Annotated in this window: 18 protein-coding genes and 1 pseudogene; 3 read left to right on the top strand and 16 right to left on the bottom strand. The window is 70.4% G+C overall.

From position 1 onward, the window contains the following. Positions 1-6: 6 nt before the first annotated feature. From ACGFIK_RS26620 to ACGFIK_RS26560, 13 genes are all read right to left on the bottom strand, one after another. The gene (locus ACGFIK_RS26620) at positions 7-1,050 is read right to left on the bottom strand and encodes a substrate-binding domain-containing protein (protein WP_327024567.1); all 1,044 of its coding nucleotides are present in this window, start codon (positions 1,048-1,050) and stop codon (positions 7-9) included. Between the two features lie 94 nt (positions 1,051-1,144). Then, on the bottom strand, positions 1,145-2,248 hold the full coding sequence (locus tag ACGFIK_RS26615) for an ABC transporter permease (protein WP_327024566.1): 1,104 nt from the start codon (positions 2,246-2,248) through the stop codon (positions 1,145-1,147). A 76-nt stretch (positions 2,249-2,324) separates the two neighbouring features. Then, positions 2,325-3,893, bottom strand: coding sequence for a sugar ABC transporter ATP-binding protein (locus ACGFIK_RS26610; protein ID WP_327024565.1), 1,569 nt, complete (start codon positions 3,891-3,893; stop codon positions 2,325-2,327). Between the two features lie 34 nt (positions 3,894-3,927). Continuing rightward, positions 3,928-5,106: an ROK family transcriptional regulator gene (locus tag ACGFIK_RS26605; protein WP_327024564.1), complete on the bottom strand. Its 1,179-nt coding sequence runs from the start codon at positions 5,104-5,106 to the stop codon at positions 3,928-3,930. 170 nt (positions 5,107-5,276) lie between these two features. Then, positions 5,277-6,428, bottom strand: coding sequence for a YihY/virulence factor BrkB family protein (locus tag ACGFIK_RS26600; protein WP_327024563.1), 1,152 nt, complete (start codon positions 6,426-6,428; stop codon positions 5,277-5,279). A gap of 178 nt (positions 6,429-6,606) precedes the next feature. Further along, on the bottom strand, positions 6,607-7,560 hold the full coding sequence (locus ACGFIK_RS26595; RefSeq protein WP_327024562.1) for a DUF559 domain-containing protein: 954 nt from the start codon (positions 7,558-7,560) through the stop codon (positions 6,607-6,609). Positions 7,561-7,690: 130 nt separating this feature from the next. After that, a complete protein-coding gene (locus ACGFIK_RS26590; RefSeq protein WP_327024561.1) occupies positions 7,691-7,882 on the bottom strand; it encodes a DUF397 domain-containing protein in 192 nt (63 codons plus the stop codon). Beyond that, a complete protein-coding gene (locus tag ACGFIK_RS26585) occupies positions 7,873-8,676 on the bottom strand; it encodes a helix-turn-helix transcriptional regulator (RefSeq protein ID WP_327024560.1) in 804 nt (267 codons plus the stop codon). Before ACGFIK_RS26585 ends, ACGFIK_RS26590 begins: the two co-directional genes overlap by 10 nt. 579 nt (positions 8,677-9,255) lie before the next feature. Next, positions 9,256-9,792, bottom strand: coding sequence for a hypothetical protein (locus ACGFIK_RS26580; RefSeq protein WP_393341991.1), 537 nt, complete (start codon positions 9,790-9,792; stop codon positions 9,256-9,258). A 2-nt stretch (positions 9,793-9,794) separates the two neighbouring features. Next, on the bottom strand, positions 9,795-11,657 hold the full coding sequence (gene dnaG, locus ACGFIK_RS26575) for a DNA primase (RefSeq protein ID WP_393341961.1): 1,863 nt from the start codon (positions 11,655-11,657) through the stop codon (positions 9,795-9,797). A 155-nt stretch (positions 11,658-11,812) separates the two neighbouring features. Further along, positions 11,813-12,682: a siderophore-interacting protein gene (locus ACGFIK_RS26570; protein ID WP_393341959.1), complete on the bottom strand. Its 870-nt coding sequence runs from the start codon at positions 12,680-12,682 to the stop codon at positions 11,813-11,815. A 115-nt stretch (positions 12,683-12,797) separates the two neighbouring features. Continuing rightward, positions 12,798-14,021: a deoxyguanosinetriphosphate triphosphohydrolase gene (locus ACGFIK_RS26565; protein ID WP_393341957.1), complete on the bottom strand. Its 1,224-nt coding sequence runs from the start codon at positions 14,019-14,021 to the stop codon at positions 12,798-12,800. Further along, positions 14,011-14,364 (bottom strand): VOC family protein, encoded by a 354-nt coding sequence (locus tag ACGFIK_RS26560; protein ID WP_393341955.1) that lies wholly within the window; start codon positions 14,362-14,364, stop codon positions 14,011-14,013. The genes ACGFIK_RS26565 and ACGFIK_RS26560 overlap by 11 nt, the downstream gene beginning before the upstream one ends. Positions 14,365-14,652: 288 nt before the next feature. Between ACGFIK_RS26560 and ACGFIK_RS26555 the strand changes: the two genes are divergently transcribed. Further along, positions 14,653-15,156 carry a roadblock/LC7 domain-containing protein gene (locus tag ACGFIK_RS26555; protein ID WP_327024555.1) on the top strand — a complete coding sequence of 168 codons (504 nt, stop codon included), beginning with the start codon at positions 14,653-14,655 and terminating at the stop codon, positions 15,154-15,156. Positions 15,157-15,216: 60 nt separating this feature from the next. On the opposite strand, the gene ppdK is transcribed toward ACGFIK_RS26555, so the two are convergent. Next, positions 15,217-17,925, bottom strand: coding sequence for a pyruvate, phosphate dikinase (gene ppdK, locus ACGFIK_RS26550; RefSeq protein ID WP_393341953.1), 2,709 nt, complete (start codon positions 17,923-17,925; stop codon positions 15,217-15,219). 313 nt (positions 17,926-18,238) lie between these two features. Here ppdK and ACGFIK_RS26545 point away from each other — a divergent pair, with 313 nt between their 5' ends. After that, positions 18,239-19,915, top strand: a complete 1,677-nt coding sequence (locus tag ACGFIK_RS26545) for a beta-N-acetylhexosaminidase (RefSeq protein ID WP_393341950.1) — start codon at positions 18,239-18,241, stop codon at positions 19,913-19,915. 421 nt (positions 19,916-20,336) lie between these two features. Continuing rightward, entirely contained in the window at positions 20,337-20,978 is a 642-nt protein-coding gene (locus tag ACGFIK_RS26540; RefSeq protein ID WP_393341948.1) for a C39 family peptidase, read from the top strand. 72 nt (positions 20,979-21,050) lie between these two features. Here ACGFIK_RS26540 and ACGFIK_RS26535 read toward each other — a convergent pair whose 3' ends face one another. Next, complete coding sequence (locus tag ACGFIK_RS26535; protein ID WP_393341946.1) at positions 21,051-21,467, bottom strand: nuclear transport factor 2 family protein; 417 nt, start codon at positions 21,465-21,467, stop codon at positions 21,051-21,053. A gap of 29 nt (positions 21,468-21,496) precedes the next feature. Next, positions 21,497-21,748, bottom strand: a pseudogene (locus ACGFIK_RS26530) (transcriptional regulator); the annotation flags it as partial. Between the last annotated feature and the right edge of the window lie 96 nt (positions 21,749-21,844).

The following is a 21,844-nucleotide window of genomic DNA, read 5'->3' as shown; positions in this document are numbered from 1 at the left end:
GTCGTGTCAGAACCCGAGCTTGAGGTAGTTGCTCGCGTTCTCCTTGGTGATCGTTTCGGAGGCGAGGATGATCTCCTTGGGCACCTGGAGCTCCACCAGGTCGGACATGCCCCGGTCCTGGCCGATCAGGCGAGCCAGCGAGATGGCCGAGGAGGCCATCGACGGGCTGTAGGTCACCGTGGCCTTGAGCACGGTGTTGTCGGCCTGGATGTCCTCCATCGCCTTCTTCGAGCCGGCGCCGCCGACCATGAAGAACTCGGTGCGGTTGGCCTGGCTGATCGCCGCCAGGACACCGATGCCCTGGTCGTCGTCGTGGTTCCAGATCGCGTCGATCTTCGGCAGGGCCTGGAGCAGCTGGCTCGCCTCACGCTGCCCGGAGTCCACCGTGAACTCGGCCGCCCGGCGGTTGGCCACCTTGAAACCGTGCTGGGCCAGGGTGTCGTTGAAGCCCTGGGTGCGCTCCTGGGTCAGCTCCAGCGAGTCGATGCCGGCGATCTCGGCGATCACCGGGTTGCTGATGCCCTTGGCCTTGAGCTGCTCGACGATGAAGTTGGCGGCGGAGACGCCCATGCCGTAGTTGTCGCCCTTGATCTGCAACCGGTACGCCTTGGCGTCCGGGAAGGCCCGGTCCAGGTTGACCACGGGAATGCCGGCCTGCATGGCCGCCAGGCCGAACGAGTTGAGTTCCTTGCCGTCGTGCGGCAGCAACACGATCACGTCCGGCTTCTGCGAGATCAACGTGTCCAGCGCCGCCCGCTGGGCCGCTGCGTCCGCGCCCGCCTCGACCGTCTTGAACTCCACATCGGAGTACGCCGCCGCCTGCGACTTGGCGTTGTTGGTGATCGCCGCGATCCAGCCGTGGTCGGCGGCCGGGGCGGAGAAGCCGATGGTCACCTTCTTGCCGGGCTCGGCGTTGCCGCCGCCCTCGGCCGCCTTGGTCTGGGCCTCGGTCGGGGTGGCCTGCTCGTTGCTGGTGCAGCCGGCCAGCAGTACGCCGGCTCCGACGGCCGCCCCGCCGAATAGCAGCCGGCGGCGACTGTGCTGGGTCATCACGACCTCCTGGTTATCTGTGGTGGAGAGGGATTTGGGGTGTGCGGGGCCCGGCCACCGTCGATGCGCCGGCGGCCTGGGGGGTATGTGGTGATCAGCCGGTGGTCAGCCGGTTGTTGCGACGGAAGAACTGGGACAGGCTGCCGAACTGGATCTGCTGGATCAGGACGGCGGCCACGATGATGCCGCCCTTGACCATGTTCTGGGCCTCGGTGGAAAGCCCGTTGATGGCGAACAGGTTGGTGATGGTGGCGAAGATGATCACACCGAGCAGGGAACCGACGATGGTGCCCCGCCCGCCGCTGAGCAGCGTGCCACCGATGATCACGGCGGCGATCGCGTCCAGCTCGTAGAGGTTGGCCATCGCCGCCTGGGCCGAGGTGGCCTGGGCGGTGAGCATGATGGCGGCGATGCCGCAGCACAGTCCGGACAGCACGTACAGCAGCAGGGTGTGCCGCTTGACGTCGATGCCGGCCAGTCGGGCGGCCTCCGGGTTGCCGCCCACGGCGACCGTACGCCGACCGAAGGTGGTGCGGTTGAGCAGCACCCAGCCCGCGATGACCACCCCGGCCAGGATGTAGACCAGCAGCGGGATGCCGAGCAGGCTGTTGCTGGCGATGCCGTTGATGGTGCTGTTCTGCGAGATCTGGGTCTGCTTGTCGGAGATCTCGGCGGCCAGTCCCCGGGCCGCCACCAGCATGGCCAGGGTGGCGATGAAGGGCACCAGTCGCCCGTACGCGATGAGGACCCCGTTGACCAGGCCGACCCCCATCCCCACGACGACCGCAGTGAAGATCATGCCGCCGGCGCCGAAGTTCTGGGTGGCGACCGTGGTGCACCAGACCCCGGCCAGCGCGACGATCGCGCCGACGGAGAGGTCGATGCCGCCGCCGATGATGACGAAGGTCATCCCGACGGTGACCACCCCGACCACCGAGGCCAGCTTGAGGATGCTGAGCATGTTCGCCCAGACCCAGTCCGGGTTGGAGTACAGGTCGGAGCGGGTCGCCGCGCCGATCACGAACAGGATCAGCAGCACCCCGATCAGGGCCAGGTTGCGCCGTGCCCCGTCACCGCCGTCGCCGTGCCACCAGGAGATCCGGCCGGTCGATGCCTTGCGCCCGGCCACCTCCGTCTCGGCCCGGTCCACCGGCGGCGACTGCGCCGGCAACTTGGTCGTGGGCGGACTGTCACTCATGCCAGCGCTCCGCTTCGCTCCGCGCCGCCATGAGGCATGTGCACGCTGTATCGATGATTCGCTCGCTGACGCTCGCTCATGCCGCTGCGCCTTCCATCAGGGACCCCGACATCACGAGGTCGAGGACGGTGGATTCGTCGAGTTCGGCGGCGGGTGCGGTACGCACGACCCGCCCCTCCCGCATCACCAGCACCCGGTCGGCCAGGCCGAGCACCTCGGGTACCTCGCTGGAGACCAGCAGCACCCCGACGCCCTGCGCGGCGAGTTCCCGGATCACCTGGTACAGCTCGGCTCGGGCGCCCACGTCCACGCCCCGGGTGGGTTCGTCCAGCAGCAACAGCCGGGTGCCGCCGAGCAGCCAGCGCCCGACCACCACCTTCTGCTGGTTGCCACCGGACAGGGTCCGTACCGGCCTACCCACGTCCCGCGGCCGCATCTCCAGGCTCTCGGCGATCCGGTCGGCCTCAGCCCGCTCCTTGCCGACGTCGGTGAAGCCGAGCCGGGCGTAGCGGGCGAAGGTGGCCAGGGTGACGTTGCGGTAGATCGGTTCGCCGAGCAGCAGGGCCTGGCTCTTGCGCTCCTCCGGGGCCATGCCCAGACCGGCCCGTACGGCGGCACCGACACTGCCGGGCCGCAGGGTCTTGCCGGACATCCGGACGGTGCCCGACTCGGCGCGACGGGCCCCGTAGATGGTCTCCAGCACCTCGGAGCGACCGGAACCGACCAGCCCGGCGATGCCGACGATCTCGCCGGCCGCGACCGTCAGGGAGACGTCGGCGAACTCGCCGGAGCGGGTCAGCCCCTGCACCTCCAGCAGGGTCTGGCCGACCCTGGTGCCGGCGGCGCGCTCCGGGAAGACGTACTCGATGGTGCGGCCGGTCATCCGGGAGACCAGGTCACGGGTGGGGGTGTCGCGGGCGGGCAGGTTCGCCGCGGTGGTCCGGCCGTCCTTGAGGACGGTGACCCGGTCCCCGATCTCGCGGATCTCCTCCAGCCGGTGGGAGATGTAGATGACCGCGATGCCCTGGGCGGTCAACTCGCGGATGATCCGGAACAGGTTGTCCACCTCGTCGTGGGCGAGCACCGCGCTCGGCTCGTCCATGATGATCAGTCGGGCCTCGTGGGAGAGGGCGCGGGCCATGCTGACCACCTGCTTACCGGCCGCCGGCAACGCCCGGACCATCCGCCCGGGCGGGATCTCGGCGTGCCCGAGCCGACCGAGGATCTGTCGGGTACGGCGGGCCATGTGACCCCGGCGGATGAAGCCGAAGCTGCGCGGCTCGTGGCCGAGGAAGGCGTTCTCGGCGACCGAGAGGTCCTCGACCAGGTCGAGTTCCTGGTAGATGGTCGCGATGCCGGCGCGCATGGCGGCCTGGGGGTTGGCGAAGCCGACCGGCCGGCCACGCCATTCGACCAGCCCCGAGTCGGGCCGGTGCACCCCGGCCAGCACCTTGATCAGGGTGGACTTGCCGGCACCGTTCTGCCCCAGCAGGCAGTGCACCTCGCCCGCGCGGACCTCCAACTGCACCCCGTCCAGGGCGCGTACCCCGGGGAAGGTCTTCACCACGTCGGACAGTCGCAGCACCACCTCACCGGCGACGGTGTCGGCGGGCGCCTCGACCAGGGGATGTCCGGTTTCACTCATGCCGGTGCTCCACTCCACGTTGACTGTCGGCGGTTCACGTCGCCTCCCCGAAGGCCAGGTCACTGGCGAGTACGGCGGCACCGGCGACCCCGGCCCGCGGACCCAGTTCGGAGAGCACCACCGGGAGGTTGCCGGTGGCCAGCGGCAGCGAGCGGCGGTAGACCACGCTGCGGATCTCGGCAAGCAGCACATGCCCGAGGTGGGCCAGACCGCCACCGATCACGATCATCGAGGGGTTGGTGAAGCTGACCAGCCCGGCCAGCACCCCACCCACCCGCCGGCCGCCCTCGCGGATGAGCTGGATGCAGGTGACGTCCCCCTCGACCGCACCGGCGGCGACGTCCAGGGCAGTGACCGTGCCGTTGGCGCTGAGCCGTTCGGCCAGGGCGGGCGAGGCACCGGTACGCGCCGCGGCGGTGGCGTCCTTGGCCAACGCCGCCCCGCTGAACAGCGCCTCCAGGCAACCGGCGTTGCCGCACGAGCAGATCGGCCCGTGCGGGTCCACCTGGATGTGGCCGATGTCCCCGGCGCAACCGTCCGTGCCCCGGTAGACCTCGCCGCTGAGGTAGATCCCACAGCCGATGCCGGTGCCGATCTTGACGAACAGGAAGTCGTCGACGGAGTGGGCGACCCCGCCGTGCCGCTCCCCGATCGCCATGATGTTGACGTCGTTGTCGACCACGGCGGGGCAGCCGTGCTCGCGGGTGAGCAGCTCACGGACGGGGAAGCGGTCCCAGCCGGGCATGATCGGCGGGGACACCGGCACCCCGTCGCGGAAGCTGACCGGGCCGGGTACCCCGATGCCGACCGCGTCGAGCCGGTCATAGGCGCCGTCCACCCGGGCCTTGTGCAGCAGTTCGTTGACCCGCTGGAGGGTGACCTTGGGCCCGGTCCGGATGTCGGCCGCCTCCGCGTACGCGGCCACCGGTTCGAGGCGGCCGTTGACGACCTCGACGTCGATGGAGCTGGCCCCCAGGTCCACCGCGGCGAAACGCAGGTGGGGACTGAGTTCGACCAGGGTGGAGCGGCGTCCGCCTCGGGAGGCGGCCTTGCCGGCCTCCGCGACGAAACCCAGGGCGACCAGTCGTTCCAGCTCGGCGAGGAGCCGGGGGCGGGGCATCTGCAGCCGGTCGGCGAGCTCGGCGCGCGACAGCGCTCCCTCGTTACGGAGCAGCCGCAGCAGCCGTACGTGCAGGGGGTCGGCGGTATGCACGGCTCACCTCTCCACCGGACTAGTTCACGTCGATGAAATATCGATGCGTGGTGCCCGACACAGTAGGAGCCGTCGATGCGCGGTGTCCAGACCTTAGAGCGAATCTGGACCAACTTTTGTTGGATCTAGCAAAAGCTGGCGCCGCCGCCCGCCCATCCCCTTACCGCAGGTCAGAACAACTTCGGAGGGTGATCCTTCGAACGCAGTTTGCGATCATCACGCAGCTCGACGTACGGCTCCCGATCGACCGGCCGCAGACCCCCGGCGATCGCCCGACTCCGGGCCAACTCGGCGTCGAACTCCGCACCGAGCAGAATCGCCACGTTGCTCAACCACAACCAGACCAGGAAGATGATCACTCCGGCCAGGGCGCCGTAGGTCTTGTTGTACGAGCCGAAGTTCGCCACATAGACCGCGAAGGCCCCGGAGACCAGCAGCCAGAGCAGCACCGCCAGCACGCCACCCGGGCTGACCCACCGGAACCCGCCCTGCCGGGCGTTCGGCGTAGCCCAGTAAAGAATGGCGAACATCAGGCTGACCAGCACCAACAGCACCGGCCACTTGACCAGATCCCAGACCGTCACGGCGGTACGCCCCACCCCGAGCGCCGACCCGACATGCTCGGCGATCCGGCCGGTGAAGACCACGATCACCGCGCTGGTCAGCAGCAGCGCACCGATCACCGCGGTCACCGCCACCCGGATCGGCAGGGTCTTCCAGATCGGCCGCCCCTCCGGCACGTCGTAGATCGCGTTGGCGGCCCGCATGAACGCGGCGACGTAACCGGAGGCCGACCAGAAGGCCGCCAGCAGACCGACGATCGCCGCCAGCCCAGCCAGTCCGCCGCTGCTCTGCGCCTGGTCGATGGCCGCGTCGATGATCTGGCGGATGTTCTGCTCCGGCACCGCCTCGTCCACGGTGTCCCGCACCCCCTCGGTGGCCGAGGGGCCGAGCAGGCCGAGCAACGAGACCAGCACCAACAGGCCGGGGAAGATCGACAACACCCCGTAGTAGGTGAGGGCCGCCGCCCAGTCGCCCAGCCGGTCGTCGCTGAACTCCCGCACCGTCCGACGCAGCGCCGCCACCCACTCCCGCCACGACAGGTGCGTCGGCTTGCGCGGCTCATCCCGCCCCACCCCAGCATCCCCGCCGTACGCCCGACTCCCGCCGTTGCCGTCGGACCGGGCGTCCTGGTCGCGCGGCCGGGTCTCGGTGTTGCCGTCGGACCGGGCGGCCTGGTCGTCGTCGGGCCGGGCAGGCTCGGGGTTGGCCGGCTGCGCGGAGCCGCGCCCGTCCCGGCTGGATGAATTCTCGGAGGCCATCGCCCCTCCCTCGACTCGGTCGCCGACGACGACATGCCCGGCCACCGCCCCCACCTAACCTCCCATCGACACCCCCAACCCCCCACCCACAATCCACATCGACCAGCGACAATCTCTCGGCGATCCCCCGTGAATCTTGGACAGTTGGCGCTCGGCGCTATCGAAAACTGTCCAAGATTCAGTTGTCGGGTCGCCATCCGGCGGCCAGCAGGGCACGGCGTACGGTGTCGGCCACCTGGTCCGGGTGGGCCCGGACCTGCCAGGCGGGAAATCGGAGGATCCGATCCCCGGTGGTCCAGATATCGTTCTGGCGCTGCATGTCCGCAGCCCAATGGCGGACGTCCAGATGATGCGCACCGTCGATTTCCACATGCACCCGCCACTGCCGCCAGTACGCATCCAACCAGCGGATCCGACCGGCCGCGTCGGTACGCCGCTGCTGGAGTTCGGGCTCAGGCAACCCGGCCCGTCGGCAGAGCCGAACAAAATCGATCTCACTGAGGGCCTGGGCGCCACCGGCGATATCGTCGATGGTCTGCCGGATCAACAGCCGTCGGGGCGCCCGGGGCAGCACATCGAGTACGGCCGCCAACTCCCCGGGCAGCACTCGCCGCTGCTGACAGCCGGCCGCGATGATCTCCTGCGCCTGCCGGGTGGACGAGGCCCATCCGGCCGCATCGACCAACGCCCGCGCCGTGGTGGTCCGGGGCGGACGACCGACCTGAAGGTGCTCGGCGGGCAACACCGCCGTCCGATGTACCACCACGGCGGCCATGTCGATCGGCATCCGGCGCAGGGTCGTACGCGCCGCCCGACGGGCCGCCGGCACCAGCACATGCACGGGTTCCAGCCGCAGCCCACGTACCCCGGCTTCGATGGCCGCCGTGGCTCCCGCGAGGACCGCACCCCGTCCGGCGGCCAGGACGGCCACCCACAGTTGCTGGTCCCGGGTCAACCGCCCGTTACCGGCCAACAGCAGCCCTCGGCTGATCGCACGCCACCGCCCGGAGCGCACCAGCCCTCGTACCGTGCCCTCGGAGAGCACCGTGCGGGCCTGCGCGAAGGTGAGCACCCCGGCCTGCTCGAAAGCCAGCCACTCCAGCGCCCCAGCGCGCTCGTCGGGAACAATCATCCGCCCACAGTGGCCCCCAGCACCCCACCTAGCCACCAGATCTTGGACACTTGCCGTTTTCCCGTAACGACAACTGTCCAAGATTCACGAGGGATCGGCCCAATCCGACAGCGAGGCGAGGCGAGTTGGGCTACGAGGGCTCGGAGATTTGTGCGACGAACGTCTGCCAGGACTTCGGCGTGAACGCCAGCGTCGGCCCGGTCGGGTCCTTGGAGTCGCGTACGGCCACCACGCCGGGCAGGTTGTCAGCCACCTCCACGCAGGCGCCGCCGCCGCCGTTGCTGCGGGTGCTCTTGCGCCACCGGGCGCCGGTCAGTTCCATGTCTCCGCCACTTCCGCTATCAGGTCGAGGGACTGCTGCTGCGATAGTGCCTCACCCCGGATCGACTCCCAAATCTCGACCATCTGCCGCACGAACTCGGAACGGTCGAGGACTTGCGCATGACGCTGCCCCTCCAGGTAGACCACATCATCGCCTTGTGGGTAGGTAGCGATCACGAAGGGTCCGTCGAGCCCCGGGTAGGCTCCGGCCGACAGCGGCACCACCTGAATTCGGAGCCGAGGCATCGTCGATCCGAGCTTCACCAGGTGCCGCAACTGCTCGCGCATCACCTCCGGCTCGCCGATCCGACGACGCAGAACGTACTCGTCGATGACCGCCGTGAGCAGGGGCGGACGGTCTCGGGTAAGCACCGTCTGACGGTCCAGCCGGGTCGTCAACTGCTGCTCGATCTCATCCGACGCGAACAACCCGGCACCGTCCAAGATGGCACGGGCGTAGCCCTCGGTCTGCAACAAGCCGGGCACGTACAACGGCTCGAACCAGCGTAGGGCGGTGGCTTCGGCCTCGATGCCGGGCCAGTCGCGGAACCAGGGGACCACGGTTTCGCGGCTGATGCGGCGCTGGATGCGCTCGTACCGGCCGTCCGCGCCGAACACGGTGTCGCAGCGGCGGGCGAAGTCGAGGCTGGGTCGCCGCTCACCCGTCTCCACCTTGGCGACCAGGGCGGGCGAATAGCTCAGCGCCTCGGCAAGGGCGCTCTGCGACATGCCGGTGACCGTGCGAGCCAGCCGAAGTTCCTCCGCGAAGTGCTCCAACATGGACGAGCGTTCCACGGACAGCCTCCGTACACCTTCGTACCGCCTGGAAACCGGCTTGGACGCCCTGGTCGTCACCGTGCCGGGCCTCCCACCGTAGTCGCATCCTCACCAGACTGTCACGCAGCGGGACCGCTCACGGGATCGGACGGCGGGCGGAACCAGGCCGGGGCGCCGGCACCGACCATCGGCCCGGCGCCCCTTCACACCTCGACGGAGGCTCCATGCGACTCAAGTTCTGGCAATGCCGACCCTTGACGGCGTCCACGCTTCCCCGACGCATCCGCAACAGCCGCCCCCTACCGCCCGCGCCATGGCCCACACCGCCCCACCGGCCTCCGCTGGCCGGGCCGGACACCCCCGCCGGCCGGCCACCGCCACCGGGTACACCGCCCGAAACCGTCGAGCGACCGGCGTGGGCGACCGCGCCGACGGAGGTGTTCCCCCTCAACGGACCGGGACGGCCGGGGTGGCTCACCCGGGCGTGTACGACGCGACCGACGACCTGCACGGCCAACTTCCGCCGCAGGTCCTGGCCGACCGCTTCCTCACCTGGGCCCGCCCCCGCTGAGCGCCCTCGCCCGACAAGCGGCCTACTCAGAGGTCCTGAGGGGTGGTCGCGGCGCGGGCCGCGGCGACCAGTTGGTCGGTCTCCGCGATCACCGCCTCGTCGTCGTGGGGGGTGCCGGGGTCGTAGTGGACCATCCAGGTCAGACCATCCACCCCGGGCACTCGCCGACCGACGATCCGGCCGGCACCGCCGGGCAGGGCGTAGTGCTGGGTGTACACCACCGACTTGGTGACCCGGGTGCGTACCTGGTGGGGCAGCTCGCCCGGGTCTAGCAGCAGGTAGCGTTCCGCCGGACGGTCGGCGATCACCAGGTAACCCTCCCGCTCGGCGACCTGCTCACCGCAGGTGACGGTGAGTTCCCGGCCCGACCAGGCCGCCTTGACGATGTCGTGCCAGCCGATCCGGTGCCCGCGTCCGGGCAGCCACAGCCCCAGGTTGCTGGCCACGACCACCCCGTCGCCTTCGCCGTTGCCGACGGAGGCCCAGGCCAGCACCCGCTCGTCACGCTCCAGGGGTGGCCGGGCGGTGGACGGCAACTTGGGCCGACGCCGGAACAGTCTGATCATCACAATCCTCCCGCCGCCTGCTCACGCAGGGCCCGGGCGTGCTGCTCCAGTGAGAGCAGCTCACCGAAGGTGGCGAAGTACTCGTCCTTGTTGCTGACCGGGTTGATCCGCTGGATCCGGGACTTCAACTCCCGGATCCGGGCGGTGACCGAGCCCCACTGCAGGCGGGCCATGGTGATCGAAACGTACCTCGGGTCGGGCTCGCCGTCGATCCGCAGCGGCTCCACGGCCAACTCACCGACCAGGGCCTGGGCCGCGAGGTCCTCGCAGGCGTCGCGGACCGCCTCCACCCACACCGCGCCGCCGGTCCCGGAGGCGGCACCACCGGCCTGGGCGATGGCCGTACGCACCGCCACGTGCACCGGGTGCCGATAGTCGGTCGCCTCGATCGCGTCGAACATCGGCCCGGCCAGCACCGGCTCCTGGAGGGCCAGCTTCAGCGCCTCCCGCTCCACCATCGACTGCGGACTGTCCACGCTCGGCTCGCTGCGCGTCGGACGCGTCGGGCCGTCCACCGGTCGACCGGCAGCCGCGGCCATGACGGCCCGCTGCACCGGCTCGATCTCCATGCCGAGGTCACCGGCGAGCTTGCGGACGTACTCCGGGCGTTTTTCCTGGTCTTTGAGCTTGGCTACCAGCGGCGCGGCCCGGCGCATGGCTTCGACCCGACCGTCGACGGTGTTCAGGTCGTACCGGCTGATCACGTGGCGCAGCGCGAAGTCGACCAGCGGCTCGCGGCGCGCGACCAGGTCGCGTACGGCCAGGTCGCCCTTTGCCAGGCGTAGGTCGCAGGGGTCCATGTTGTCGGGGCTGACCGCGATGAAGGTACGCCCGACGAAGCGCTGGTCGTCCTCGAAGGCGCGCAGGGCGGCCTTCTGCCCGGCGGCGTCCCCGTCGAAGGTGAAGATGATCTCCCCGGCCACGGCGTCGGTGTCCAGCAGCAGCCGACGCAGTACGCCGATGTGGTCGCCGCCGAAGGCGGTGCCGCAGGTCGCCACCGCGGTCGGTACCCCGGCCAGGTGGCAGGCCATCACGTCGGTGTACCCCTCGACCACCACCACCCGACCCTGCTTGGCGATCTCCCGCTTGGCCTGGTCGATGCCGTAGAGCACCTGGGACTTCTTGTAGATCGGGGTCTCGGGGGTGTTGAGGTACTTCGGTCCGTCGTCATCGTCGAACAGCTTGCGGGCGCCGAAGCCGATCACATCGCCGGTCAGGTCGCGGATCGGCCAGAGCAGCCGACGCCGGAACCGGTCGATCAGGCTGCCCGAGCGGGCCGGTCGGGACAGCCCGGCGGCTACCAGTTCGTCGTGGCTGAACCCCCGCTGACGCAGATGCCGGGTGAGGGGGTCCCAGCCCTCGGGGGCGAATCCGCAGCCGTACCGTTCGGCGGCGGCCCGGTCGAAGCCCCGCTGGGCGAGGAACTCCCGGGCGGTACGCGCACCGGCCGTGGTGAGTTGGGCGGTGTAGAACTCCACTGCGGCGGCGTGCGCGGCGACCAGCCGCTGCCGCTGTCCCTGCTGGGGTCGCTCCCGGCGGGGGGCGGACCGGTCGTCCTCCACGTACCGCAGTTGCAGCCCGACCCGGGCGGCGAGCCGCTCCACCGCCTCCACGAAGCTCAGATGCTCGGCGTCCATCAGGAACTTGATGGCGTCGCCACCGGCACCGCAGCCGAAGCAGTACCAGACGTTGCGTGCGGGCGAGACGTTGAACGACGGACTCTTCTCGTCGTGGAACGGGCACAACCCCTTCAGGTTGCCCGCCCCCGCCGACTTCAGGGTCACCGTGTCGGAGATCACCTCAGCGATGGAGGCCCGCTCCCGAACCAGCGCGATGTCCTCATCCCGAATCCGCCCCGCCACACCCCCACCCCCTTCTGCCTATCTCCCCCCATCCTCCCCCGCCCACCCCACCCCCACCCACCACCCCCACCCACTCTCCCCCTCACCCACTCTCGCCCCGTCGATCATGAGGTTGACAGCGGACTTGATCTACAAAAGTGCCGCCAACCTCATGATCAACGGGGTGGGTGGGTGGGGGTGGGGGTGGGGGTGGGGGTGGGGGTGGGGTGTTCGTCTAGTTCTACTTGGCGGTTCCAGTCGGGTTTGGTGGCGCGCCAGCCTTCGTCGTCGAAGCCTTGGCGCCAGTAGCCGGAGATGGAGAGGGCCTCGCGGGGGATGGCTCGGTCGACCCGCAGGTAGCGGCGGAGGTCGCGGACGAAGCCTGCCTCGCCGTGGACGAAGGCGTGCACCGTGCCGGGCGGGAACTCCAGTTCCCGGACGGCGGAGACCAGGGCCGCGCCGACCTTGCCTCCGTTGCGGTGCAGCCAGGTCAGGTGGACGTTGCCGGGGCTGGGCAGGGGCTGCTCGTCGGACGGGTTGTCCACCTCGACGAAGACGTGCGCGGGGGCGCCCACCGGCAGCCGGGTCAGGGAGGCGGCGATCGCCGGCAGGGCGCTCTCGTCGCCGACCATCAGGTGCCAGTCGGCCTCCGGGCTGGGGGCGTACGCCCCACCGGGGCCGGTGAACAGCACCTCGTCGCCGGGTCGCAGGGCGGCGGCCCAGGGCCCGGCCAGACCGGTCTCGCCGTGGTGCACCACGTCGACCGTCATCTGCCCGGTCTCGGCATCCCAGGCCCGCACGGTGTACGCCCGCAGCCGGGGCCAGTGCTCACGCGGCAGTTCACGCTTGATCGCGGCGAGTTCCATAGGGCGCGGATAGTCGACCCCCGGCACCGGGAAGACGATCTTGATGTAGTGGTCGGTGAACTCGCCCACCGGCAGGCCGATCAGCTCAGGTCCCCCGAACACCACTCGGACCACATGCGCGGTGGGTCGTTCGGTGCGTACCACGCGGGCGGCGGTGACTGTCTTCGGGCGCTCGGTCATCTGGTTAGGCTAGCCTCACCCGCCAGAGCCCGACCGGCCGGCGTCAGCCCAGCAGGCGGGCGTGCCAGGCCGACGTCAGCTAGCCAGGCCGGCGCCAGGACCGCAAGCAGCAGGGTCAGGCGACCAGGCGGGTGTGCCAGGCCAGGGCGGCGGGGTCGGTCAGGGAGGCCACCTGGTCGACCACCACCCGCAGCCGGGCTACATCGTCCGGGGCGGCGCGCCACAGGGGGGCGAAGACCGGGTCCAGGGCCTCGGGTGCCCGGTCGGTCAGCATCCGGACCAGGTCGGTGAGGATCTCCCGTTGTCGCTGGTAGCGCCCCTGCGCCCCGGGACGACGCATCACGTAGCGCAGGGCCATGCCCTTGAGCAGGGCGCACTGGGCCCGCAGCGACCGGGGCACCACCAGGTCGGCCGCGTAGCGGCGGTGCGGCCCGGGGCCGAACCGGGCCGTGGTGGCTGCGACGGCGGTGGCCACGAATCGGCCGGTCAGCATGCTTGTCGTGGCCTTGAGGGCGGCCTGGGCCCGGTGGCTGCCGTCGTATCCGGCCAGCGGGGCCAGCAGCGGATCGGCTAGCAACTCCGTCAGCACCTGGCCGAGGTAGTCCGAGGGCTCGGCGGAGTAGGTGGCGGCCACGTCGGCGCAGAGGGCGGCCCGCTCCTCGGGGTCGGCCAGCAGCAGGTCCAGGGTCAGGTATCCACCGTGGATGCCGTCCTCCACGTCATGCACCGAGTACGCGACATCGTCGGCCCAGTCCATCACCTGCGCCTCCAGGCAGCGCCGCTCCCCGGTCGGCGCCCCCTGCCGCAGCCAGTCGAAGACCGGCCGGTCGTCGGCGTACACCCCGAATTTGCGCTGACCCGGCCGACGCGGCCAGGGGTACTTGCTGACCGCGTCCAGGCAGGCGCGGGTGAGGTTGAGCCCGACGGAGGTGCCGTCGGCGGCGTACACCTTGGCTTCCAGGCGGGTCAGCACCCGCAGGGTCTGCGCGTTGCCCTCGAAGCCGCCGCAGGCGGCGGCGACCGCGTCCAGGGCGGTTTCGCCGTTGTGTCCGAACGGCGGGTGCCCCAGGTCGTGGGCCAACCCGGCGGTGTCGACGACGTCCGGATCGCAGCCCAGTCGCGCCCCCATCTCCCGGGCGATCTGGGCCACCTCCAGCGAGTGGGTCAGTCGGGTACGCAGGAAGTCGTCCGTGCCGGCCGTGTGCACCTGGGTCTTCGCGGCGAGCCGGCGGAAGGCCGCCGAGTGCAGCACCCGGGCCCGGTCCCGCTCGTACGGTGACCGGTCTCCCCCGGCGTCCTTGACCGGCTCGGACACCCGCCGCTGCGCGTCAGTCCCCACGTGGTGCGAGTACGCAGAACTCGTTGCCCTCCGGGTCGGCGAGCACCGTCCAGTCGCTGCCGTTCTGGCCCACGTCGACATGCCGGGCACCCATGTCGACGAGTCGTTCCACCTCGGCCTCCCGGTCGGCCGGTCGCAGGTCCAGGTGCAGCCGGTTCTTGTTCTCCTTGGCATCGGTCACCGGCACGAAGACGATGCCGGGCAACCGGTCGGCGGCCTGCCGGATCTCCACCTCGTCGGGCTGCTCGGTGACCACCTGGTAGCCGAGCACCTCGGCCCACCAGCGGGCCAACCGGGCCGGATCACGGGCATCGACGGTCAGACTGGTCCAGACACTGGTCATGCCGACACCTCCGACCGGTGACCGGCAAGCCCCGACAGCCCGGTACGCACACTCATCCGGCACCCCTTTGCGACGACGGTCCTCCGGCGAGCCTCAGGTTACGCCCGGCCGCGCCGGACGGCGCGACGACGAACTGCGGCCGAAGGGTTCACATCCTCCGATCAGACTAGAGTTGTCGTCCGATTGCCGACGGTCACGGGATCGCGTTAATCGACATCCACGGGTAGCGTCGCCATCGCGGAACGTCACCTGTTGAGCGGCGACACAACCGGTGGGAGAGAAACGCTCGTGAACGCGGAAACGATGATGGGCACCGAGTTGCAGGGGCTGCGCCGACGTAGGCCCGAAGTGACCGGCACGGTGCTCGCCGGCACGGACGGCCTGTTGATCTCCAGCGACCTGCCGCTTCAGGAGGCCACCTACCTGGCCGCCCTGGCGGCGGCGAGTTACGGCGTCGGCAACCGGATGGCGGCGACCGTCCGGCAGGGCCCCTTCCACGAGTCCGTGGTGCACACCGGGGCGGGTTGTGTGATCACCTATCCGGCCGGTGGGGACGCCCTGTTGACCCTGGTGGCCGCCCCCGGCGCCGACCTGGTCGCGCTGCGCGAGGAGGCGCTGGCGATGGTTGATCGGGCCGGGCCGACCCTGGCCGCCTGCCGCCGATCGACCCCCCTGACGCCGCTGCAGACCGATCCACACACCCCACTGGCCGTGCGTACCCCGATGTCCACCCTGCCAAGCCAGCGTCCCCGCCGGGACCCGCACATCACCTGGCGCCGCCCGCCGATCTGAGCCCGACCGGGTCGGCCGCCGAGCTGGGTCGGCGGACCAGCGCCCGCCGACCCGAGTCGTTCAGCGGCTGTCCGAGCCCGCCGTGACCACGGCCGCCCGGCCCGCCTCCAGCCGGGCCACCGGCACCCGGAACGGCGAGCAGGAGACATAGTCCAGTCCTACGGCGTGGAAGAAGTGCACCGAGTCCGGGTCGCCCCCGTGCTCGCCGCACACCCCCAGCTTGAGTCCGGGGCGAGCCGCCCGGCCCTCCTCGGCCGCGATCCGCACCAGTCGACCGATGCCGTCGGCGTCGATCGACTCGAACGGCGAGATGCCGAAGATGCCCAGTTCCAGGTAGCGCCAGAAGAAGGCACCCTCCACGTCGTCGCGGGAGAAGCCCCAGCCCATCTGGGTCAGGTCGTTGGTGCCGAAGGAGAAGAACTCGGCCGCCTCGGCGATCTGCCCGGCGGTCAGGGCCGCCCGGGGCACCTCGATCATCGTGCCGATCAGCACCTCGACATCGCTGCCACCGGCCACCTCGGCGATGATCTTCTCGGCCTCGGCGCGTACGGTCTCCAGTTCCTGAACCGCGCCGACCAGCGGGACCATGATCTCCGGGCAGGCGCGTACCCCCTGGCGGGTGCACTCCACGGCGGCCTCGGTGATCGCCCGGACCTGCATCGCGAACAGGCCGGGGATGACCAGGCCCAGGCGGACCCCGCGCAGCCCCAGCATGGGGTTCTCCTCGTGCATCCGGCGTACCGCGGCCAGCAGGGCCTCCTCCTTGGCCACGTCCTCGCCGCGTTCCTGGGCCACCGCCACGTCGACCGCGAGCTGTTCCAGGGGCGGGAGGAACTCGTGCAGCGGGGGGTCGATCAGCCGGACGGTGACCGGCTGCCCGTCCATCGCCCGGAAGATCTCCACGAAGTCGGCCCGCTGCAGGGGCAGCAGGGCAGCGAGGGCGGCTTCCCGCTCCGGGGCCTCCCGGGCCAGGATCAACCGCTCGACCAGTTCCCGTCGGTCACCGAGGAACATGTGCTCGGTGCGGCACAGCCCGATGCCCTCGGCCCCGAACCGCCGCGCCCGCGCCGCGTCGGCACCGGTGTCGGCGTTGGTGCGTACCGCCAGCCGCCGCCGGGTGTCCGCATGCGACATGATCCGGTGTACGGCCTGGACCAGCGCGTCGTCCGTGGCCTCCGGGTCGAGCTCACCCTCGAAGTACTGCACCACCTCCGAGGGGGTGGCGGGCACCTGACCCAGGTACACCTTGCCGGTGGTGCCGTCGATGGAGACCACCTCCCCCTCGGTGACCGTCCGACCGGCCACCGTGATCCGCCGCTTCGGCACGTCGATGTCCAACTCGTCGGCGCCGGAGACGCAGGTCTTGCCCATCCCCCGGGCCACCACGGCGGCATGGCTGGTCTTGCCGCCCCGGGAGGTGAGGATGCCCTTGGCGGCGATCATGCCGTTCAGGTCGTCCGGGTTGGTCTCCCGGCGGACCAGGATGACGTCCTCACCCTGACCGGCCAACTCGACCGCGCGGGCCGAGGTGAAGACCACCTTGCCGACCGCCGCCCCCGGCGAGGCGCCGATGCCGGTGGCCACCGGCTCGAAGCCGTGGTCGAGCTGGAAACGCGGGAACATCAGCTGGGCCAGTTGGGCCCCGTTGACCCGGTGCAGCGCCTCGTCCAGGTCGATCAGGCCCTCGTCGACCAGTTGACCGGCGATGACGAAGGCGGCGGCGGCCGTACGCTTGCCGACCCGGGTCTGCAGCATCCACAGCTTGCCGCGTTCGATGGTGAACTCGATGTCGCAGAGGTCCTGGTAGTGCCGCTCCAGCCGGGCCATGTAGTCCAGCAGTTTGTCGTAGGCGGGTTTGTTGATCCGCTCCAACTCCTGCAGGGGCACGGTGTTGCGGATGCCGGCGACCACGTCCTCCCCCTGGGCGTTGGCCAGGTAGTCGCCGTAGATGCCCTGGGCCCCGCTGGCCGGGTCACGGGTGAAGGCCACCCCGGTGCCGGAGTCCGGGCCCAGGTTGCCGAAGACCATCGCCACCACGTTGACCGCGGTGCCCAGGTCGGCCGGGATCCGTTCCTGCCGGCGGTAGATCACCGCCCGCTCGGCGTTCCACGAGTCGAAGACCGCCCGGATGGCCAGGTCGAGCTGCTCGCGAGGGTCCTGCGGGAACTCCCGCCCGGTGTGCTTGCTGAAGATCTTCTTGTACGTGTCGACCAGGGCCCGCAGGTCCTCGGCGTCCAGGTCCAGGTCGTCCGTGCTGCCCTTGGCCCGCTTGGCCTCGTCGATGGCGTGCTCGAACTCCTCGCCGGGCACCTCGCAGACGGTCTTGCCGAACATCTGGATCAGTCGCCGGTAGGAGTCCCAGGCGAACCGCTGGTTGCCGTTGGCCTGGGCGGCCAACCCGACGACGCTGCGGTCGTTGAGTCCCACGTTGAGGACGGTCTCCATCATGCCCGGCATGGAGAACTTCGCCCCGGACCGCACCGAGACCAGCAGTGGGTCCTCCGGGTCACCGAGGCGTCGGCCCATGCCCTGCTCCAGGGCGGCCAGGTGGGCGGCGATCTGGTCGGCCAGCCCGGCGGGCTGCTCCCCGCTGGCCAGGTACGCCTTGCACGCCTCGGTGGTGATCGTGAAGCCGGGCGGAACCGGCAGGCCGAGGTGGGTCATCTCGGCCAGGTTGGCACCCTTGCCACCGAGCAGGTCCTTGAGATCCCTGTTGCCCTCGGCGAAGTCGTAGACGTACTTGTGCTCGACCGTTTCCTGCACTGTCACCAGAGCCTCCCACGCGCCCGGACTGACACTTAACGAAGGTTCAGTTTTTTTGTACCCCGAAAGCCCTCACTGGCAATCCGGGTGCTGTGCCGATCGGTGGGCGAAGGCTAAGCGAACAAGGCGCAGCCTGGGGCCATTCGGTGACAATGGGCACAGCAATCACCACTTTCCGCGTTCGTCGGAGTTTCTGGGAACGCTTCCATAAACACGAACAAGCAATTGCGCGCTGCGCCGTACTCTTGACGACACGTACCGTCACCACACCTCGCACCATTGCCATACCCGCCGCGAATACACCCCCTCGGAGCTCTTCGTGTCCCCCCTGCCCGACACCACCCCGAAGCCCCTGGACCCGACCGGGTACGCCGGCCCGCGTACCGCCGGGGAGTTGGCGGGCGCGGCGGAGCGGGCGGCGGCGGCGCTGCTCGCCCCGGCGCCGATCCGGCTGGGCCAGGTGGTGCCCGCCCCCGAGCGGGTAGAGCCCGACCCCGGCGCCGACTACCTGCTGCCCACCGAGGCGGTGATCCGGGTCAGCGCCGACCCGGCCGCCCTGGCCGTCGGTGAGCAACTGGCCGCCCTGCTCCGCCCGGCCACCGGCTACCCCCTGCCGGTCACCGAGATCACCGGGCAACCCCCGGCCGACGGCATCGTCCTGCACCTCACCGGCGAGGCCGACCTGGGCCCCGAGGGCTACCGGCTGGATGTCACCCCCGAGGGGGTACGCCTGCGGGCCGGCACCCCCGCCGGCCTGCATTGCGGGGTGCAGACCCTGCGGCAACTGCTACCCGCCGCCGTGGAGAGCGCCACCCCGGTCACCGACCGGTGGGTGCTGCCCGGCGGGTCGATCCTCGACCGCCCCCGGTACCCCCACCGGGGCGCCATGCTCGATGTGGCCCGGCACTTCTTCGGGGTCCCCGACGTGCTGCGGGTCATCGACCACCTGGCCCGGTACAAGCTCAACCGGTTGCACCTGCACCTCACCGACGACCAGGGTTGGCGGATCGCGATCGACTCCTGGCCCCGGCTGGCCGACCTCGGTGGGGCCACCCAGGTCGGCGGAGGCCCCGGCGGGTACTTCACCCAGGCCGACTACCGGAGGATCGTGGCGTACGCCGCCGCCCGGCACATCACCGTCATCCCCGAGATCGACCTGCCCGGCCACACCAACGCCGCCCTGGTCGCCTACCCGGAACTGGCCCCGGACCGGATCGCACCGCCGCCGTACACCGGCACGGAGGTCGGGTTCAGCTACCTCGACCCGACCAGCGAGCGGACGTACGCCTTCGTCGCCGAGGTCCTCGGCGAAGTCGCCGCCCTCACCCCCGGCCGGTGGCTGCACATCGGCGGCGACGAGGCCTTCAAGGTGCCCGCCGAGGTGTACGCCCGCTTCGTAGAGCGGGTCCAGCGGACCGTGGCCGGGCTGGGCAAGACGGTGATCGGCTGGCACCAGATCGCCCCCGCCGCCCACCTCGACGGGCGGATCCTGCAATGGTGGGGCACCCGCCCCGACGACCCGGTCACCGCCGAGGCGGTACGCCAGGGGGCCCGGGTGATCCTCTCCCCCGCCGACCGCACCTACCTGGACATGAAGTACGCCCCGGACACCCCGATCGGACACGACTGGGCCGCCCTGATCGACGCCCACCGGGCGTACGACTGGGACCCGGCCACCCACCTGACCGGGGTACCGCCCGAGGCCGTGCTGGGGGTGGAAGCTCCCCTGTGGACGGAGTCGGTGACCACCCGTACCGAGGTCGAGTTCATGCTCTTCCCCCGGCTACCCGCGATCGCCGAACTGGCCTGGTCGCCCCGATCCGCGCACGACTGGGCCGACTTCCGGCAGCGCCTGGCCGGGCACGGCCCGCGCTGGACGGCGGCCGGGATCGCGTACCACCCCTCACCCGAGGTGCCCTGGCCGACCCAGCCACCCGTCCCCGCGCCCCGATCCGCGCCGTCGGCCCAAGGCGCGATCCGCTCCGCTCAGGGCTGATCGGTCAGTCGCGCGACGTCCCTCACCATTACGCCGAAACGGCGGGGTCCAGGCCGGCGAGAGACCGCCACTCCGGCGCAACGGAGTCGATCATCGCCCCAACCCGGGCGGCGCTTTGGGCGGTTTGTCCCACTAAGTGGTGACCTGGGTCACCGCAGCGGCGGAATGATGCCCCCCAGCCCCGTCGTTGTACAGGGGGTAACCACGACGCCTCCTACACGGCGCCCCCGGGATGCCGGGCCGGAATGACCGAGGCCCACCCGGCGTTACACATCTCCCGGACATCGTGAGCGGCCCAGCGGGTCCCCCGATGCCGGAGCAGGGGCCAGAGCCCCGCACCACGATCTTCCCCCTTACTGCGCGGCCGCCGCGACCCCCTTCGCTCGCCGCGTACACCCCCGAACGGAAGGCGGAACCCATCATGGCTACCACCATCCTGCGTAAGACCGCCCTGACCATCGCCGCTGCCGCCGCCACCGCCGGTGGCATCGCCGCCCCCGCCATCGCCGCCCAGACCACCCCCGGCGTCGCCGCCGCCCGCGACCACCAGAGCGAACGGCAGCTCGACGTGCGCTACGAAGCCCAGGACACCTTCTACTACTGCGGCCCCGCCGCCACCCGCAACGCCCTGTCCGTCCAGGGCAAGGACATCGACCAGCACGACATGGCCAAGCGCATGGGCACCACCGAGGACGGCACCAACTCCATCAACGACATCACCCCCGTGCTGAACAAGGAGACCGGCAAGAACGTCTACAAGTCGGTGGAGATCCCCGACGCCAAGGCCGCCGACAAGCACGCCGACAAGCTGCGCGACGACATCAAGCGCACCGTCGACGACGGCCGCGCCGTAGTCGCCAACATCGCCGGCACCACCACCGACACCACCGGCACCACCCACAGCTACGAAGGCGGCCACTACATCAGCGTCACCGGCTACCGCGACAACGGCGAGCAGGTCAAGATCGCCGACTCGGCCAACCCCGACACCGCCGAATACTGGCTCACCACCGACAACCTCGCCGACTGGATCGCCACCCGCGGCTACAGCGCCACCAGCTGACGATCCACCAGCACGAACGGCAAGGGCCGGCCCCGCACGGGGTCGGCCCTTGCCGTCGTTCAGCTGCGGGCGTCAACTCCGGCAGGCGGCCTCGATGGCGAGGCTGTCCTCGTAAACGTGGTGCCGGACGATCCGGCCATCGGCGACCGTGAGGTGCAGGGCGAAACGAGCGGTGAACCGTTTGCCGGTACGGCGTAACGTCTGGGCGACCTGGCCGAACACCACGGCGTCCGGCCCGTCGACGAGGATGCCGGTGACGGTCGCCTCGGCCTGGCCGGGCACGGTGGCCGCGGCCAGCGTGCGGTGGTGGTCGGCGACGTCGGCACGGGTTGATCGCGGACGGATCCACGGCACGTCGAGGTGCTCGGTGCTCGGCCAGTTGACCCGCCAGTCGACCTGGTCGGCGTACAGCTCGGCGATTCGCTCGGGTGCCGCACCGGCGACGATGTGGGACAGCAGCGTGTCTACGGTCTGCCGGGTAGCGGACACTTCACGACCTCCAAGGGCAGGGGGCACGGTCACCGTCGGCTGCGTTCGCGCAGCACTGCCGCCGTACGCTCGTCCGCCGGATAGAAGGACTCGATGGACAGTTCGGCCAACGTGACGTCCAGTGGCGTACCGAACGTCGCGATGGTGCTGATGAAGGCCAACTCCCCACCGTCGTACCGCAGTCGCAGTGGCACCACGATGTCGCCTGGGCCGGGCAGTTCGACGTCCGGTTCCGGGCCGTCGCTCGGAGAGCCACGTAACTCGCCGTCCAAGGCGGCCAGCCCGGAACCTGTCAAGTCAAGTGAGACGTTTTCGTGGTCAGGTGTTCTGTAGATCTGCGGGTTGAGCTGCTGGTTTGTTGATCCACACGGTGGTCG

Origin of the sequence: Micromonospora sp. NPDC048871 (assembly GCF_043198155.1) — a bacterium.
GTDB lineage: Bacteria > Actinomycetota > Actinomycetes > Mycobacteriales > Micromonosporaceae > Micromonospora.
This window is presented reverse-complemented; position numbering and strand designations above follow the sequence as displayed.